At 66.3% G+C, this 16,731-nt stretch carries 15 protein-coding genes; 11 read left to right on the forward strand and 4 right to left on the reverse strand.

Annotation, left to right across the window (positions count from 1 at the left end; translation table 11 throughout):
* Positions 1–128: 128 nt before the first annotated feature.
* The 5 genes from HNQ66_RS19215 to HNQ66_RS19235 all read left to right on the forward strand — a co-directional run bounded on the left by HNQ66_RS19215 (position 129) and on the right by HNQ66_RS19235 (position 6,145).
* Positions 129–608, forward strand: a complete 480-nt coding sequence (locus tag HNQ66_RS19215) for a formate dehydrogenase subunit gamma (protein WP_184145797.1) — start codon at positions 129–131, stop codon at positions 606–608.
* The gene (locus HNQ66_RS19220) at positions 605–2,161 is read left to right on the forward strand and encodes a formate dehydrogenase beta subunit (RefSeq protein ID WP_184145798.1); all 1,557 of its coding nucleotides are present in this window, start codon (positions 605–607) and stop codon (positions 2,159–2,161) included. The genes HNQ66_RS19215 and HNQ66_RS19220 overlap by 4 nt, the downstream gene beginning before the upstream one ends.
* A gap of 4 nt (positions 2,162–2,165) precedes the next feature.
* Positions 2,166–5,045 carry a formate dehydrogenase subunit alpha gene (fdhF, locus tag HNQ66_RS19225; RefSeq protein ID WP_184145799.1) on the forward strand — a complete coding sequence of 960 codons (2,880 nt, stop codon included), beginning with the start codon at positions 2,166–2,168 and terminating at the stop codon, positions 5,043–5,045.
* Positions 5,046–5,110: 65 nt separating this feature from the next.
* Positions 5,111–5,887, forward strand: coding sequence for a formate dehydrogenase accessory sulfurtransferase FdhD (gene fdhD, locus HNQ66_RS19230; RefSeq protein WP_210308833.1), 777 nt, complete (start codon positions 5,111–5,113; stop codon positions 5,885–5,887).
* Positions 5,888–5,896: 9 nt separating this feature from the next.
* Positions 5,897–6,145 (forward strand): formate dehydrogenase subunit delta, encoded by a 249-nt coding sequence (locus tag HNQ66_RS19235; RefSeq protein WP_184145801.1) that lies wholly within the window; start codon positions 5,897–5,899, stop codon positions 6,143–6,145.
* A 63-nt stretch (positions 6,146–6,208) separates the two neighbouring features.
* Here HNQ66_RS19235 and HNQ66_RS19240 read toward each other — a convergent pair whose 3' ends face one another.
* Both HNQ66_RS19240 and HNQ66_RS19245 read right to left on the reverse strand, forming a co-directional pair.
* A complete protein-coding gene (locus HNQ66_RS19240) occupies positions 6,209–7,972 on the reverse strand; it encodes a methyl-accepting chemotaxis protein (RefSeq protein WP_184145802.1) in 1,764 nt (587 codons plus the stop codon).
* 387 nt (positions 7,973–8,359) lie between these two features.
* Positions 8,360–8,836: a chemotaxis protein CheW gene (locus tag HNQ66_RS19245; protein WP_184145803.1), complete on the reverse strand. Its 477-nt coding sequence runs from the start codon at positions 8,834–8,836 to the stop codon at positions 8,360–8,362.
* Between the two features lie 183 nt (positions 8,837–9,019).
* Between HNQ66_RS19245 and HNQ66_RS19250 the strand changes: the two genes are divergently transcribed.
* The 5 genes from HNQ66_RS19250 to HNQ66_RS19270 all read left to right on the forward strand — a co-directional run bounded on the left by HNQ66_RS19250 (position 9,020) and on the right by HNQ66_RS19270 (position 13,086).
* Complete coding sequence (locus tag HNQ66_RS19250; RefSeq protein WP_184145804.1) at positions 9,020–9,169, forward strand: hypothetical protein; 150 nt, start codon at positions 9,020–9,022, stop codon at positions 9,167–9,169.
* The gene (gene xerD / locus HNQ66_RS19255) at positions 9,166–10,113 is read left to right on the forward strand and encodes a site-specific tyrosine recombinase XerD (protein WP_184145805.1); all 948 of its coding nucleotides are present in this window, start codon (positions 9,166–9,168) and stop codon (positions 10,111–10,113) included. Before HNQ66_RS19250 ends, xerD begins: the two co-directional genes overlap by 4 nt.
* Positions 10,114–10,191: 78 nt before the next feature.
* Complete coding sequence (locus tag HNQ66_RS19260; protein WP_184145806.1) at positions 10,192–11,145, forward strand: acetyl-CoA carboxylase carboxyltransferase subunit alpha; 954 nt, start codon at positions 10,192–10,194, stop codon at positions 11,143–11,145.
* A gap of 193 nt (positions 11,146–11,338) precedes the next feature.
* Positions 11,339–12,841 (forward strand): L,D-transpeptidase family protein, encoded by a 1,503-nt coding sequence (locus HNQ66_RS19265; protein ID WP_184145807.1) that lies wholly within the window; start codon positions 11,339–11,341, stop codon positions 12,839–12,841.
* Positions 12,838–13,086: a sulfurtransferase TusA family protein gene (locus tag HNQ66_RS19270; RefSeq protein WP_184145808.1), complete on the forward strand. Its 249-nt coding sequence runs from the start codon at positions 12,838–12,840 to the stop codon at positions 13,084–13,086. The genes HNQ66_RS19265 and HNQ66_RS19270 overlap by 4 nt, the downstream gene beginning before the upstream one ends.
* Before the next feature lie 27 nt (positions 13,087–13,113).
* Here the strand turns inward: HNQ66_RS19270 and HNQ66_RS19275 are convergent, their stop codons facing one another.
* The gene (locus HNQ66_RS19275; protein WP_184145809.1) at positions 13,114–14,262 is read right to left on the reverse strand and encodes a CobW family GTP-binding protein; all 1,149 of its coding nucleotides are present in this window, start codon (positions 14,260–14,262) and stop codon (positions 13,114–13,116) included.
* Between the two features lie 11 nt (positions 14,263–14,273).
* Positions 14,274–15,386: a D-alanyl-D-alanine carboxypeptidase family protein gene (locus HNQ66_RS19280; RefSeq protein ID WP_184145810.1), complete on the reverse strand. Its 1,113-nt coding sequence runs from the start codon at positions 15,384–15,386 to the stop codon at positions 14,274–14,276.
* A gap of 131 nt (positions 15,387–15,517) precedes the next feature.
* Between HNQ66_RS19280 and HNQ66_RS19285 the strand changes: the two genes are divergently transcribed.
* Positions 15,518–16,678 carry a M20 aminoacylase family protein gene (locus tag HNQ66_RS19285; protein WP_184145811.1) on the forward strand — a complete coding sequence of 387 codons (1,161 nt, stop codon included), beginning with the start codon at positions 15,518–15,520 and terminating at the stop codon, positions 16,676–16,678.
* Positions 16,679–16,731 lie beyond the last annotated feature (53 nt).

Consider the following 16,731-nt stretch of genomic DNA (forward strand, 5'->3'; position numbering starts at 1 on the left):
GAGAAGCTGCTACAATAGGACGTGGGGATCGTCGGGATTCCCGTCTTCGCCGAAGAAATTCAATGGTATCGGCGCGACGGAACCGGCACTTCCCTGCGGTTCATTCGTGCAGGTTGGGAGGCCAGATCATGAATGTTCACGTCGCCGGCAACGATGTCGGAACGAAGACGCTGGCGATTGTCGGCGCATTGAAGGGTCTGGAAGGGCCGCTTCTGCCCATCCTGCACGAGATCCAGGCGGAGTTCGGCTATGTCCCGCAAGAGAGCCTGCCGATCATCGCACAGGAGCTCAACCTGTCGCGCGCCGAGGTGCACGGCGTCGTCACCTTCTACCACGACTATCGCGACCATCCCGCCGGCCGGCATGTCCTGAAGCTCTGTCGCGCCGAGGCCTGCCAGTCGATGGGCGGGGACGATATCGCCGCCCGCGTGAAGGCGCTGCTCGGCATCGACTTCCATCAGACGACCCTCGACGGCGCGGTGACGCTCGAACCCGTCTACTGTCTCGGCCTCTGTTCCTGCGCGCCGTCCGCCATGCTGGACGGCGAGGTGCATGGAAGGCTCGACGCCGACCTTGCCGCCGAACTCGTCGCGGAGGCACGCCGATGACCGTTCGTCTCTACGTTCCCCGCGATGCCGCGGCCCTTGCGCTCGGCGCAGACCGCGTCGCGAAGAAACTCGCCGAGGAAGCGGCAGGCCGCGGGATCGACATCACGATCGTGCGCAACGGCTCGCGCGGCATGCATTGGCTGGAGCCGCTGGTCGAGGTGGAGACCGCCGCCGGCCGCATCGCCTACGGCCCGGTGAAACCGTCCGACGTGGCAGGCCTTCTCGACGCCGGCCTCATCGAGGGCAAGGCGCATCCGCTCTGTCTCGGCAAGACCGAGGAGATCGCCTTCCTCAGGAACCAGACCCGCCTCACCTTCGCCCGCTGCGGCGTCACCGACCCGCTCTCGCTTGCCGACTACAAGGCCCATGGCGGCCTCCTCGGCCTCGAAAAGGCCATCGCCATGGCGCCCGCCGACATCGTCAAGGAAGTCACCGACAGCGGCCTTCGCGGACGCGGCGGCGCGGGCTTTCCGACGGGCATCAAGTGGAAGACCGTGCTGGAGGCGCCGGGCGAGAAGAAATACATCGTCTGCAACGCCGACGAGGGCGACAGCGGCACCTTCGCCGACCGCATGATCATGGAGGGCGATCCCTTCGTGCTGATCGAGGGCATGGCGATCGCCGGCCTCGCGACCGGCGCGACCAAGGGCTACGTCTACACCCGCTCCGAATATCCCCATGCCATCGCCGCCATGAGCGACGCCATCGACATCGCGCGCGCCGCCGGCATCCTCGGCCCGTCCGTGCTCGGCTCCGGCAAGGCCTTCGACATGGAGATCCGCACCGGCGCCGGCGCCTATGTCTGCGGCGAGGAGACGGCGCTGCTCAACAGCCTCGAAGGCAAGCGCGGCGTCGTGCGTGCCAAGCCCCCGCTGCCGGCGCTGCAGGGCTTCCTCGGCCGCCCCACCGTCGTCAACAACGTCATCTCGCTCGCCTCCGTGCCGGTCGTCATGGAAAAGGGGGCAGCTTACTACCGCGATTTCGGCATGGGCCGCTCGCGCGGCACCATCCCGATCCAGATCGCCGGCAACGTCAAGCATGGCGGCCTCTACGAGACCGCCTTCGGCCTGACGCTCGGCGAGATCGTCGATGCCATCGGCGGCGGAACGGCCTCCGGCCGGCCGGTGCGCGCCGTGCAGGTGGGCGGTCCGCTCGGGGCTTATTTCCCGCGCGCCCTCTTCGATACGCCCTTCGACTATGAGGCCTTCGCGGCAAAGGACGGGCTGATCGGCCACGCCGGCATCACCGTCTTCGACGACACGGTCGACATGCTCAAGCAGGCGCGCTTCGCCATGGAGTTCTGCGCCGTCGAAAGCTGCGGCAAGTGCACGCCCTGCCGCATCGGCTCGACGCGCGGCGTGGAGACCGCCGACAAGATCGCCGAGGGCATCGAGCCGGAGAAGAACCGCGCGCTGCTCACCGATCTCTGCAACACGATGAAGTTCGGTTCGCTCTGTGCGCTCGGCGGCTTCACGCCCTATCCGGTCATGAGCGCCATGACCCACTTCCCGGAAGATTTTTCGCCGGCGCCCATCGCCCAAGCTGCGGAGTGATCCCATGCCCCTGATTTCTGAAATCGACTACGGCACGCCCGCCTCCCGCTCCGAGAAGATGGTGACGCTCACCATCGACGGGAACGAGATTACCGTGCCGGAAGGCACTTCCATCATGCGCGCCTCGATGGAGGCCGGCATCGAGGTGCCCAAGCTCTGCGCCACCGACATGGTGGACGCCTTCGGCTCCTGCCGCCTCTGTCTCGTGGAGATCGAGGGGCGGAACGGCACGCCCGCCTCCTGCACGACGCCCGTCGCGCCCGGCCTCGTCGTCCATACCCAGACGAGCCGCCTCAAGCAGATCCGCAAGGGCGTGATGGAGCTCTACATCTCCGACCACCCGCTCGACTGCCTCACCTGCGCGGCAAACGGCGACTGCGAGCTGCAGGACATGGCCGGCGCCGTCGGCCTTCGCGACGTGCGCTACGGCTATGACGGCGAAAACCACGTCAAGCCGCGCAACAACGGCGAGATCAACGCCCGCTGGACGCCGAAGGACGAATCCAACCCCTATTTCACCTACGATCCCTCCAAGTGCATCGTCTGCTCGCGCTGCGTCCGGGCCTGCGAGGAGGTGCAGGGCACCTTCGCGCTCACCATCGAGGGCCGCGGCTTCGACAGCTTCGTCTCGGCCGGCATGCACGAGAATTTCCTGGAATCCGAATGCGTCTCCTGCGGCGCCTGCGTGCAGGCCTGCCCGACGGCGACGCTGACGGAGAAGTCGGTCATCGAGATCGGCCAGCCGGAGCATTCCGTCATCACGACCTGCGCCTATTGCGGCGTCGGCTGCAACTTCAAGGCGGAGATGCGCGGCGAGGAGCTGGTGCGCATGGTGCCCTGGAAGGACGGCAAGGCCAACCACGGCCATTCCTGCGTCAAGGGCCGCTTCGCTTATGGTTACTCGACCCATCGCGAGCGCATCCTCAACCCGATGATCCGCGAGAAGACCTCCGACCCCTGGCGTGAAGTCACCTGGGAAGAGGCCTATGCGCATGTCGTCTCCGAATTCCGCCGCATCCAGTACCAGTACGGCCGGGATTCGATCGGCGCCCTCACCTCCTCGCGCTGCACGAACGAGGAGACCTATATCGTGCAGAAGCTGGTCCGCGCCGGCTTCGGCAACAACAATGTCGATACCTGCGCGCGCGTCTGCCATTCGCCGACCGGCTACGGCCTCGGCCAGACCTTCGGCACCTCCGCCGGCACGCAGGATTTCGATTCCGTCGAGCACACGGACGTCATCATCATCATCGGCGCCAATCCGAGCGACGCCCATCCGGTCTTCGCCTCGCGCATGAAGAAGCGCCTGCGCGAGGGCGCCAAGCTCATCGTCATCGATCCGCGCCGCACCGAGCTTGTCTCCGCGCCGCATGTGAAGGCCGCCTTCCACCTGCCGCTGAAGCCCGGCACGAACGTCGCCATCCTCACCGCACTCGCCCATGTCATCGTCACCGAAGGGCTTTGCGACGAGGCGTTCATCCGCGAGCGCTGCGACTGGTCGGAATTCGAGGACTGGGCCGCCTTCGTCGCCGAGCCGCGCCACAGCCCGGAAGAGACCGAGGCCTTCACCGGCGTGCCGGCCGAGGCGCTGCGCGGCGCCGCCCGGCTCTTCGCCACCGGCGGCAACGGCTCGATCTACTACGGCCTCGGCGTCACCGAGCACAGCCAAGGCTCGACCGCCGTCATCGCCATCGCCAACCTCGCCATGGTCACCGGCAATATCGGCCGGACGGGCGTCGGCGTGAACCCGCTGCGCGGCCAGAACAACGTGCAGGGCTCCTGCGACATGGGCTCCTTCCCGCACGAGCTGCCGGGCTATCGCCACATCTCGGACGAGAGCACGCGCGACATCTACGAGAAGATGTGGGGCGTGACGCTCAATCCCGAGCCGGGCCTGCGCGTCAACAACATGCTGGATGCGGCCGTGGACGGCTCGTTCAAGGCCCTCTACGTGCAGGGCGAGGACATCCTCCAGTCCGACCCCGACACGCGGCACGTCGCCGCCGGCCTTTCCTCCATGGAATGCGTCGTCGTGCAGGACCTCTTCCTCAACGAGACGGCGAACTATGCCCATGTCTTCCTGCCGGGCTCGACCTTCCTGGAGAAGGACGGCACCTTCACCAATGCCGAACGCCGCATCAACCGGGTTCGCCGCGTCATGACGCCGAGGAACGGCTATGCCGACTGGGAGGTCACGCAGAACCTCGCAAGGGCGATGGGCCTCGACTGGAACTACACCCATCCCTCCGAGATCATGGACGAGATCGCAGCGACCACTCCGAGCTTCGCCCTCGTTTCCTATGATTACCTCGACAAGGTCGGCTCCATCCAGTGGCCCTGCAACGAGCAGCATCCGCTCGGCTCGCCGATCATGCATGTCGACGGCTTCGTGCGCGGCAAGGGCAAGTTCATCCGCACGGAATATGTCGCGACCGACGAGAAGACCGGCCCGCGCTTCCCGCTGCTTCTGACCACCGGCCGCATCCTCAGCCAGTACAATGTCGGCGCCCAGACGCGGCGCACCGACAATGTCGCCTGGCATGCCGAGGACCGGCTGGAGATCCACCCGCACGACGCGGAGAACCGCGGCATCCGCGACGGCGACTGGGTGCGCCTCGCCAGCCGTGCCGGCGAGACGACGCTGCGCGCGCTCGTCACCGACCGCGTGGCGCCGGGCGTCGTCTACACGACCTTCCACCATCCGGGCACGCAGGCGAACGTCATCACCACCGATTTCGCCGACTGGGCGACCAGTTGCCCGGAATACAAGGTGACCGCCGTGCAGATCTCCCCGTCGAACGGCCCGTCCGAATGGCAGGTCGAATATGACGAGGTGGCGCGCCGCGCGCGCCGCATCGCCGGCAAGATGGAGGCGGCGGAATAGGAACGACCGTGACGGGCTTTTCCACCACGATCAAGGTTGCCGAGATCGCCCGCCGCAGCGGGCGGATGGAGGACGGCGAGCGCTTCGTGCCGGAAGAAACGCCGGTCGCCTTCTCCTATGCCGGCTCCACCCATGCGGTGATGATGGCAACGCCCGCTGACCTCGAGGACTTCGCCACCGGCTTCAGCCTGACCGAGGGCATCATCGCGGGTCTCGGCGAGATCGAGGCCATCGAGGTCGTCGCGGAAGACAAGGGCATCGACCTGCAGATCCGCCTTGCGGATGCCAGCAACGACGCGCTCGTCGCCCGCCGCCGCCATATGGCGGGGCCGGTCGGCTGCGGCCTCTGCGGCATCGAATCGATCGAGCAGGCGGTGCGCGTCACGCCGTCCGTGCGCTCGTCGGCGCTGACCTTGAGCGAGGACGAGATCGTCGAGGCGGTCCATCTGCTGAACGGCGGGCAGCCGCTGCACAGGACGACCCGCGCCGTGCACGGCGCCGGCTTCTATGTGCCGGGAAAGGGGCTCGTCGCCGTGCGCGAGGATGTCGGCCGGCACAATGCGCTCGACAAGCTCGTCGGCGCCGCGCGCCGCGCGGGCCATGACGGCGGAGCGGGCGCGGTTATCGTGACGAGCCGCGTTTCCGTCGAGATGGTGCAGAAGACGGCCATTGTCGGCAGCCCCTTCATCATCGCCATTTCCGCGCCGACGGCGCTTGCCATCCGCACGGCGGAAGAGGCGGGCATGACGCTGGTCGCGCTGGTCCGGGGCGATGAATTCGAGATTTTCACAGGCGCCGGGCGCATCGCCTCCGGCGCGAGACGCAAGGTCGGCAGCGGTTAGGAGACAGGAATGTCGGAAGGCAACAGACTGGTCAGGGAGGCGAACCAGATCGCCACGTTCTTCCATTCGCAGCCCAGGAGCGGAGCGGCGAGCGGCGTGGCGACCCATATCAACAAATTCTGGGAGCCGCGCATGCGCCGGCAGCTTTTCGACATCGTCGACAACCGCGGCGGCGAAGGGCTCGACTGGCTCGTCATGGAGGCCGTGCCCATGATCCGCCGTCCGCCGCCGCCGGAAGTGCCGCCCGCCGCCCGCTGACGCTTCCTCACGAATGCCGACGGCCGGCATCGCTGCCGGCCGCCTTCCTGTCGCATCGCGGGCTCAGAACTCTTCCCAGCTCTCCGCCGCCGCCGTGGAGCCACGCGGCGCGCGCATGGTGCGCGCCACGGCATGAAGCTGCGGGACGGGAGCCGGCGTATGCGGGCGCGCCGCGGACGGCGCGCTGCCCGAAAGCCGGAACCGGCGGATGAGGGTATGCAGCGCCTCGGCCTCCCGCGCCATCGCGTGGCTTGCCGCCGTGCTTTCCTCCACCATCGCCGCGTTCTTCTGCGTCGCCTGGTCCATGGAGTTGACGGACTGGTTGATCTCGCGAAGCCCGGTCGACTGCTCGCGCGAGGCTTCGACGATCGCCGACACGTTGGTGTGGACCTCCTGCACCTGTTCCAGGATTTCCCGGAGCGCGCGCCCCGTTTCGTCGACCAGCGCCACCCCGCTTTTCACCTGCTCGCCCGAGGTGGTGATGAGCGCCTTGATGTCCTTGGCAGCGCTCGCCGACCGCTGGGCGAGCTCGCGAACCTCCTGCGCCACCACCGCGAACCCCTTACCGGCCTCGCCCGCGCGCGCCGCCTCCACGCCGGCGTTGAGCGCCAGCAGGTTGGTCTGGAAGGCGATGTCGTCGATGACGCCGATGATGTTGGAGATTTCCCGCGAGGACTGCTCGATCTGCCCCATCGCGTCGATCGCCTTCTTGACGACCTCGCCGGATTTTTCCGCCCCGGCGCGGGTCTTGGCGACCAGCGTGCCGGCCTCGTCGGCCCGCCGGCTCGAATCGGCGACGGTCGTGGTGATCTCGTCGAGCGCGGCGGCCGTCTCCTCGACGGAGGCCGCCTGCTGCTCCGTGCGCTTGGCGAGATCGTCGGCGGCAGAGCGGATCTCCTGCGCGCCCGAGGCGATGGCATTGGCATTGGTCTCGACCGTGCGCATGGCTTCGTGAAGGCCTGCCACCGCCTCGTTGAAGTCCTTGCGCACCGCCTCCATCGACGGAACGAACGTCATGGCGAGGTTCTGCGTCAGGTCTCCTTCGGAAAGCGCCTTCAGCGCGCCGCCGAGCGCATTGATCGCCGACATGCGCTCCGTCACGTCGGTGGCGAACTTCACCACCTTGTAGACGCGCCCGTTGAGGTCGCGGATGGGGTTGTAGGCCGCCTGGATCCAGATCTCCCGTCCGCCCTTGCCGTAGCGCACGAATTCGCTCGAAGCGAAGTTGCCTTCAGCAAGGCTCTTCCAGAAATCCGCATAGGCCTGCGTCTGCGTATAGGCGGGATCGCAGAACAAGCGATGATGCTTGCCGCGAATCTCGGAAATGTCGTAGCCGAGCGCATCGCAGAAATTGGCATTGGCATCGAGGATCTCGCCCGTCGGCGTGAACTCGATCACCGCCTGGGAGCGGGAAATCGCCGCGAGCTTGCTGGCATCTTCCGCCGCCCGCATCCGCGCCTCGGTGATGTCGGTGGCGAACTTGACGACCTTGTAGGGCTTGCCGCCGCGAAAGACCGGATTGTAGGTCGCAAGGATCCAGATCTCGGCCCCGTCCTTGCGGATGCGCTTGTAGGTGTTGGAATCGTATTCGCCGTTGCCGAGCCGCGCCCAGAACTGGCGGTAGGCGTCGCTCTCCACATGGGCGGCGTCGCAGAAGATGCGATGATGCTTGCCGACGATCTCCTTCAGCTCGTAGCCGAGCGCGCGGCAGAAGTTTTCGTTGGCGGTGAGGATATTGCCTTTGAGATCGAACTGGATCACGGCCTGCGAGCGCGACAGCGCATCGACGATATGGCCCGCATCCATGGACTTGGCGAATGAAAGCATGACCTGTCCCTTTTCTACGACGGCCACGCCTTCCTGGGAATTGCCTGCGCGGCGGCCATTGGGTTGCGTTCTCCGCGGCCTGCTTCACCGGCCGCGCGGGTTCCTCGGTGTCTCTTTCGGCGGAAGGCGACGTGGCGAACCGCCGGAATGCGCATTTGCAATCAAGGATAGAGTGACAGACTTAACAAGTGATAAAGGAAAGCGAGCGACATATCGCCTTTCCCCTGAGAAACGGGGACAATTCGGGGTCGAGGAAGTTAACGTTGCGTCAGGCGGAATTTTCAGCCTGCACGCTAAATAACGCAAAAGTTGCGGCCTCGAACAGGCAACAAAAAACCGCCGTGCGGCCGGCACGGCGGTTCGTCCTGTGTGCGATGGAAGAGGCGGTCAGGCCGCCATGTCTTCCATGTCGCGCTCCTTGAACATGCGCGCGAGATTGAGGAAGCAGATCATGCCGTTCTCATGGGCGATGATGCCCTCGGCATAGGCCTTGTCGAAGGAGGTCGTCACTTCCGGCACCGGCTGGATCTGCTCGCCGCGGATGGTGAGTATATCGGACACCCGGTCGACGACGAGGCCGACCACCATGCTGTGCACCTCGGCAACGACGATGGCGCTGCGCTCGTTGGCCTCCGTGCTCTTCATGCCGAGCTTGTGGGCAAGGTCGATGATCGGGATCACCGTGCCGCGCAGGTTCATCACGCCGATGACGTCCGGCGGCGAATGCGGGATCGGCGTGGACGGCGCCCAGCCGCGGATTTCGCGGATCGTGGTCGTCTTCACGCAGAATTCCTGATCGTGCAGGCGGAAGGCGATGATTTCGAGCGTATCGCCGGTAAAGCCGGGAGTTTTGATGGCGGTCATCGTGAGGTCTTTCCAGTTGGTCTGCGTCGTGGGCCCGATCCTATGCACCCTCTGGTTAAAATCTTTCAAACGGCGGGCCTTTTGTTGCGCATCGCCCGCATGATGCTCGCGGGCCGCCGCGCCCCTTACCCTTGCGCTCGGCGGCGGGCGGGGCGATATAGGATCGTCGTCCCGGAGAGTGTCATGCCCACCCTGTTCCGATTCCTGTTCTTCTGCGCCGTGATCGCCGGCTCGGTCTACGGCACGATGGTGGCGCTGGTGACGTTCGTCGAGCCGACGACGCGCGAGGTGACGATCCGCATCCCCTCCGAACGGGTGAACCCGCAGCCATGAGGGATCCTTCGGCGCTCCAGGTGGAATCCTTCCTCGAGATGATGAGCGCCGAGCGCGGCGCGGCGACGAACACGCTGCAATCCTACGAACGCGACCTGGAGGACGCCCGCTCCTTCCTGAACGGGCGTGGCGTGCGCCTCACCGAGGCTACGGCCGACGACCTGCGCGCCTATCTCGGCCATCTCGCGCGGCAGGGCTTTGCCGCCTCATCGCAGGCCCGGCGGCTTTCGGCGCTGCGTCAATTCTTCAAGTTCCTCTACGGCGAGGGCCTGCGCGGCGACGACCCGACCGGCATCCTCGACGCGCCGAAGAAGGGCCGCGCCCTGCCGAAGACCCTCAGCGTCGACGACGTCACCCGCCTCATCGCCCGGGCGGAGACGGAGGCGAACGAACCCGGCGGCAATCCCCTCCTCAAGCGGCGCATGCACCTTCTCGTCGAGCTCCTCTATGCGACGGGCATGCGCGTCAGCGAGCTCGTCTCGCTGCCGGCGAGCGTGCTGGCGCAGACCGGGCGCTTCCTCGTCGTCAAGGGCAAGGGCAACAAGGAGCGGCTGGTGCCGCTGTCGCGCGCCGCCGTCACCGCGATGGAGGCCTACAGGACGGCGCTTGCGGCGGAAGCCGACGACGATCCGCCGGCCGGCGACTTCCTCTTTCCGGCGGCAAGCAAGGAGGGCCATCTGCCGCGCCAGGTCTTCGCGCGCGACCTCAAGGCGCTCGCGGGACGGGCCGGCATCCGCGCCGCCACGCTCTCCCCGCACGTCCTTCGCCACGCCTTCGCCAGCCACCTCCTGCAGAACGGCGCGGACCTTCGCGCGGTACAGGAACTGCTCGGTCATTCGGACATTTCAACGACACAAATCTATACGCATGTGCTGGAAGAACGGCTGCACGAGCTCGTTCAAACCCATCACCCCCTTGCCAAACAGGCGAAAAAAACGGATTAGGACCCCCATCGCTTGCCGCTGGCCTTCCGGTCCACGGCAGCCTGGCGCGGTTTGAGCAAACGATCGGAAACGCATCTCATGCACAACTACCTCGATTTCGAAAAGCCCATCTCGGATCTCGAAGGCAAGATCCACGAGCTCCGCAAGCTCGCCGAGGAAGATGAGAGCATCGACACGACGGACGAGATCGGCCGGCTGGAAGTGCGCGCCCGCGAGGCGATGGCCGACATCTATTCCAAGTTGACCCCCTGGCAGAAGACGCAGGTCGCGCGCCATCCGCAGCGTCCGCATTTCGTCGACTATGCCGCCCAGCTCTTCGAGGAATTCACGCCGCTCGCCGGCGACCGCAAGTTCGCCGAGGACGAGGCGATCCAGGCCGGCCTCGGCCGCTTCCGCGGCGAGGCGGTCGCCATCATCGGCCAGGAAAAGGGCAACGACACCAAGTCGCGCCTGAAACACAATTTCGGCAGCGCCCGTCCGGAAGGCTACCGCAAGGCGATCCGCGTCATGGAAATGGCCGACCGCTTCGGCCTGCCCATCGTCACGCTCATCGACACCGCCGGCGCCTATCCGGGCATCGGCGCCGAGGAGCGCGGCCAGGCGGAAGCCATCGCCCGCTCCACGGAAATGTGTCTCAACGTGCGCGTGCCGATCGTCTCCGTCGTTCTCGGCGAGGGCGGCTCGGGCGGCGCGATCGCCATTGCCACCGGCGACCGGGTCTACATGCTGGAGCACGCCATCTACAGCGTGATCTCGCCGGAAGGCGCGGCCTCCATCCTCTGGCGCGATTCCACCCGCGCCAAGGAAGCGGCGAGCAACATGAAGATCACCGCCGAGGACCTGAAGGCCTTCGGCATCATCGACGGCATCATTCCCGAGCCTGTCGGCGGCGCGCACCGCGACGCCGAGGCGGTGATCGGCCGCACCGGCGACGTGATCGCCGCCGCGCTCAAGGATCTCGGCGCCAAGCCGGGCGACCAGTTGCGCAAGGAGCGCCGCCAGCGCTACCTCAACATCGGCCGCCAGCTCTGAGGCGATTTGCGGGCGGCAGGCCGCCCGCCGCCCCATCTCGGCCATAATCCTTGTGTCTGAAACGGTGAGCCTGCCGGCAGCCTCGCGAAAGAATTTCCGGTTAAGGCTTTATGAAGTATAAGCCGGTAACGACAGCACGTCCCGCCGCAACGGCGCGACGGCTCGCGATCTGACGATAGTTCATGGATTCTGCATGCGCCTGACAGCTCTTGCCGCCGTTTCGCTTCTCGCCGTTGCCGCCGCCGGCTGCACCAACGAGACGTTGGATTCCTTCGACAAGGTGGACGTCGACCTGCGCACGGTATCCAGCAAGACCGGCTATCAGCTCTCCTCGTCCGTCGTCAGCAAGCTGGCGGCGATGAACATCGACCGCTCCTCGCCGATGATGCTGCGCATCCTCAAGGAAGAGGGCCGGCTGGAGATCTGGAAGGCCGACCGCTCGAACCGCTACCAGCTCGTGCGCAGCTACAAGATCTGCGCCTGGTCCGGCAAGCTGGGGCCGAAGACCAAGGAAGGCGACCGCCAGGCGCCGGAAGGCTTCTATCCGCTCTCGCGCGCCAACCTGAACCCGAATTCGAGCTACTATCTCGCGATCAACACGGGCTTTCCGAACACCTACGACCGCGCCAACAAGGCGAGCGGCACCAACCTCATGATACACGGCGCCTGTTCGTCGTCCGGCTGCTATTCCATGACCGACGAGCAGATGCTGGAGATCTTCGCCTTCGCGCGCGACGCCTTCGACGGCGGGCAGAAGGCCATCCAGCTCGAGGCCTTCCCCTTCCGCATGACCGCGGAGAACATGGCGCGCCACCGCGACAATCCGAATATCGGCTTCTGGAAGATGCTGAAGGTCGGCTGGGATCATTTCGAGATCACCAAGCGCCCGCCGGAGGTCAATGTCTGCGAGGGCAAGTACGTCTTCAACCAGCAGGCCGACAAGCCCTTCTCCCCGGGCGGCGCCTGCCCGGCGATGACGACGCCGGCCGCGCTGGAAACGGCGCTCGCAAACTACAACAAGACCTATGCGGCCGCCTATGCGAAGGCGCTGTCGAAATACGAGGGCACCGTCTGGGTCGAGCCGTCCGAAGCCCAGCGCAAGGCGATCGTCGCCGACCAGCGCAAGGGCCGCGAGCTCGCCTATGCCCCGACCGGCACGTCGCTCGACGCCGGCAAGCTGATGACCGAGCGCGAGATCGAGGCGCAGAAGCGCAAGGCCGAGGAGGCCGAAAAGCGCAGGCTCGAAGCCGAGGAGCGCGCAAAGCAGGCCGTCGAACAGGCGAAGATCGAGGCCGAGCAAAAGAAGATCAAGGAAGCCGAGGACCTTGCCGCCGACGTCGCGGCCGAGAAGGCGCAGAAGGCCGCCCAGGGCAAGGGCGCCCTGCCCGTGCCGGAGGAAAACCCGGGCGTGACGGTCGTCGAGAAGAAGGAAAAGAAGCCCTTCTGGAAGCTCTGGACGAAGGACAGCGACGAGAGCGCAGCCGTGCCCGCCGTAACCGCGACGCAGGACACCGCTGAAAAACCCCTCGGCGAAGGCCGGCAGGCGCGCAAGGAAGCGCGGACCGCCGAGGTCGGAGCGGAGGTGGAGAAGCCGGCGGACACGGCGGGCGCGGTCCCGGTGCCGGAGGAAAACCCGGCCGTGGAAGTCGTCGAGCAGACGCCGAAGAAGCCTTTCTGGAAGTTCTGGCAGAAATGACCGGAACGGCAGCAGAGGACGACACCGAGACCTACGACCTGCGCGGCCTCAAATGCCCGCTCCCGGTGATGAAGACGCGCAAGCGCCTCTCCGCCATGGCGCCCGGCACCGCGCTCTGGGTCGAGACCACCGACCCCCTCGCCGTCATCGACATCCCCCATTTCTGCCACGAGGACGGCCACGCGCTGGAAGCCAGCGAGCGCATAGGGGCGGGACACCGTTTCCTGATCCGCAAGAAGACTTGATTGGCGGCAGAGGGGGTGGCCCCAACCCTAAAGCTTCAATCCCGGTATCGCCAGCGGGTTGTCGGCGAGCGCCGCGCGGTCCGGGCGGTCGATCTTGGGCGTGCCGGTGAAGGCGTCGAAGAGGTCGCGCACGAAGGCTTCCGGCAGGTCTTTCGTGATCAGCACCAGGCGCGTGCGCCGGTCGTCCGGGTCGGGCCAGGCCGCAAGACGCTCCGGCGGATGGAACACGCTCTGCACGCCCTGCAGCACCAGCGGACGCTCCGGCGCATTCGACATGGCGACGATGCCCTTCATGCGCAGCAGCTTCTCTCCATGCGCCGAGCGCAGGAGATCGACGAACATTTCCAGCGCTATCGGATCGATAGGGCGATCGTGCACGATGCTGAAGGAGCGGATCGTCGCATCGTGGCGCGTCACGTCATGGGCATGCCGGTGTCCATGATCGTGGTGATGATGGTGATCGTCATGATCATGATCGTGATCATGGTGATGATGGCCGTGCGCTTCCTCGTGCAGCCAGCGGCGGACGTCCGCGCTCTTGCTGCCGGGATCGTAGAGGCCGTTGGCGAGCAGGTCCGGACCGGCAAGGCCGGGCGTATCGACATCGGATACCGGCGCGCGCGGATTGAGCGCCGCAATCTCCCGCTTCACCGCCTCCAGCGTCGCCGCGTCGGCCATCGCCGTCTTGCTGACGAGCACGCGGTCGGCGACGGCGACCTGCTTGACGGCCTCCGGGTGGCTCGCGAGCGTCGACAGGCCGTTGACGGCGTCGACCACCGTGATCACGCCGTCGAGGCTGAAGGACTGGGCGAGCACCGGATTGCCCATCACCGCCTGGAGCACCGGCGCGGGATCGGCAAGGCCGGTCGTCTCGATCACCACGCGCTTCAGCGGCTGGATCTTTCCCGTCTGCATGCGGTCCATCAGGTCGGCGAGCGTATCGACCAGCTCGCCGCGGATGGTGCAGCACAGGCACCCGTCGGAAAGCTCGATGATGCCGTCGCCCGATTGCTCGACGAGGAGATGGTCGATGCCGACCTCGCCGAACTCGTTGATGATGACGGCGGTATCCGTCAGGCTCGGATCCTTCAGCAGGCGGTTGAGCAAGGTCGTCTTGCCCGCGCCCAGGAACCCGGTCAGCACGGAAACCGGCACGCGCCGCTCTGCAAGGGTCATGGCCAGTCCTGTCAGTAGGTGGGACGCGGGATCGGGATCGGCACGTTGACCGCATCGCCGATATCGCCGATGGCGACCTTGTCGTCGCCCGCCGGCTTGTCGCTGTCGCCGGCGATGAGACCGGCATAGACGAGCTTCAGCGGCCGGTTCAGTTCATGGATATAGGGCGAGCCGAGCTTCTGGCGGCCGGCCTCGTCGCGCCCCTCGCTGCGCACCTTGGCGGCATGCTTCGTGCAGATGTCCTGCGAGATGTCCGCGACCACGTCGCGCGTCTCGCCGTAGGGGCGAAGCTGGCCGAGCGTCGGGCCGTTGCCGGCAGGCCCCGTCAGGCCCTTCTGGAGAAGGTTGGCGGAGATATCGGCGCGCGCGCCGAGGCTGTCCGAGCCGAGCACGACCGAAACGACGCTGCGCCCGTTGCGGGTCGCCGAGGAGACCTGGTTGAAGCCGGCCGCGCAGATGAAGCCCGTCTTCATGCCGTCCGCCCCATCGAAGCGGCCGATCAGCATGTTGAAGTTCGGATACTGCTTCTTGCCCGTGGTGAAGCCTTCCAGCGCGAAATAGGGCGCGTATTGCGGGAATTCGCGCTTCAGCGTGACGGCGAGCACCGCAAGGTCGCGCGCCGTCGTGTACTGGCCCTTGCCGGGCAGGCCGTTCGGATTGATGAAATGCGAGGAGGTCATGCCGATGCGGGCCGCCTCCGCATTCATGCGGTTCACGAACTGCTGCTCGGAACCGCCGACCGATTCGGCGATGGCGACCGCGACGTCGTTTGCCGACTTGACGAGGATGATCTTCAGCGCGCTGTCGAGCGTCATCTTCTGGCCGGGCTTGAAATACATCTTGGCTGGCGGCTCGGCAGCGGCGTTCTTCGTCATGGTGACGGGGCTGTCCAGCGTCAACTCGCCGGCCTTGATGGCGCGGAAGACGGTATAGGCCGTCATCAGCTTGGTGAGGGAAGCCGGATACCAGCGCTGGAACGCGTCCTCGTGCTCGATGACCTTCAGCGTGTTGACGTCCACCAGCATGCGCGGATTGGCATTCGCCACGGTTACGGAAAGGGAAGCTGCAAGCAACAGGGCGGAGCCCAAAAGCCGCGCGCTCCGGCGCGTCGATCGTCCGTTCATCTGCAAAGGTCTGTCCTCGAAATCGGGAGTTGTCTCGAACCGTCGCCCTATTTAACCTATATGGCACCCTCATGGCAAAGCCATCGAGGTAGGCAGGCCGAATTTACGGCCGAAATTACAGGAAGCGTTGCATGCCCGTTCTCAACCGCGCCGCAGAATTGCAGGATGAAATCGCCGGATGGCGCCGGAACCTGCACCGGGAGCCCGAGCTCCTCTTCGCCGTCGAAAAGACCGCCGCCTTCGTGGCCGAGAAGCTGCGTGAATTCGGCGTGGACGAGGTGGTGACCGGCATCGGCCGCACCGGCGTCGTCGGCCTCATCCGCGGCAAGGCAGAAGGCCGCACCATCGGCCTTCGCGCCGACATGGACGCGCTGCCGATCGAGGAGACGAGCGGCAAGCCCTGGTCCTCCACCGTCAGGGGCAAGATGCACGCCTGCGGCCACGACGGCCACACCGCCATGCTGCTGGGCGCTGCGAAATACCTTGCCGAGACGCGCAATTTCTCCGGCAACGTGGCGGTCATCTTCCAGCCGGCCGAGGAAGGCGGCGGCGGCGGCAACGAGATGGTCAAGGACGGCATGATGGAGCGCTTCGGCATTGCCGAGGTCTACGGCATGCACAACCTGCCGGGCCTTCCCGTCGGCGCCTTCGGTACGCGCTCCGGCCCCATCATGGCGGCGACCGACGAATTCAACATCACCGTGAAGGGCCGCGGCGGCCACGCCGCCCTGCCCCACAAGACGGTCGATCCCATCGTCATCGGCGCGCAGGTGGTGACGGCATTGCAGACCATCGTCTCGCGCGTCGCCGATCCCATCGCCTCGCTCGTCGTTTCCGTCACCAAGTTCAATGCGGGCTTCGCGCACAACGTCATCCCGGAAGAGGCGCAGCTTGCCGGCACCGTGCGCACGCTGAGCCCGGAGATGCGCGAGGAGGCCGAAAGCCGCATCCGCCAGATCTGCGCCGGCCTTGCCGCCGCGCACGGCGCGGAGATCACGGTCGCCTACCACCGCAACTATCCCGTCACCGTCAACCATGCCGAGGAAACCGGCCATGCGGTCGCGGTGGCGCGCGAGATCGCCGGCGAAGCCGCCGTCGAACCGGCGCTCGCCCCGATGATGGGCGGGGAGGATTTCTCCTACATGCTGCTCGCCCGTCCCGGCGCCTTCATCTTCCTCGGCAACGGCGATACGGCGGGGCTCCACCATCCCGCCTACGACTTCAACGACGAGGCCATTCCCCACGGCGTGACCTACTGGGTCAAGCTCGCCGAAAGCCGCCTTGCGGCCTGACGGAAAAGCGCCCGGCTGCAGGGACATCAGCCGGGCGAGGCGGAAAGGACCGG

This window comes from Shinella fusca, assembly GCF_014203155.1.
In the GTDB taxonomy this organism is placed as follows: Bacteria; Pseudomonadota; Alphaproteobacteria; order Rhizobiales; family Rhizobiaceae; genus Shinella; species Shinella fusca.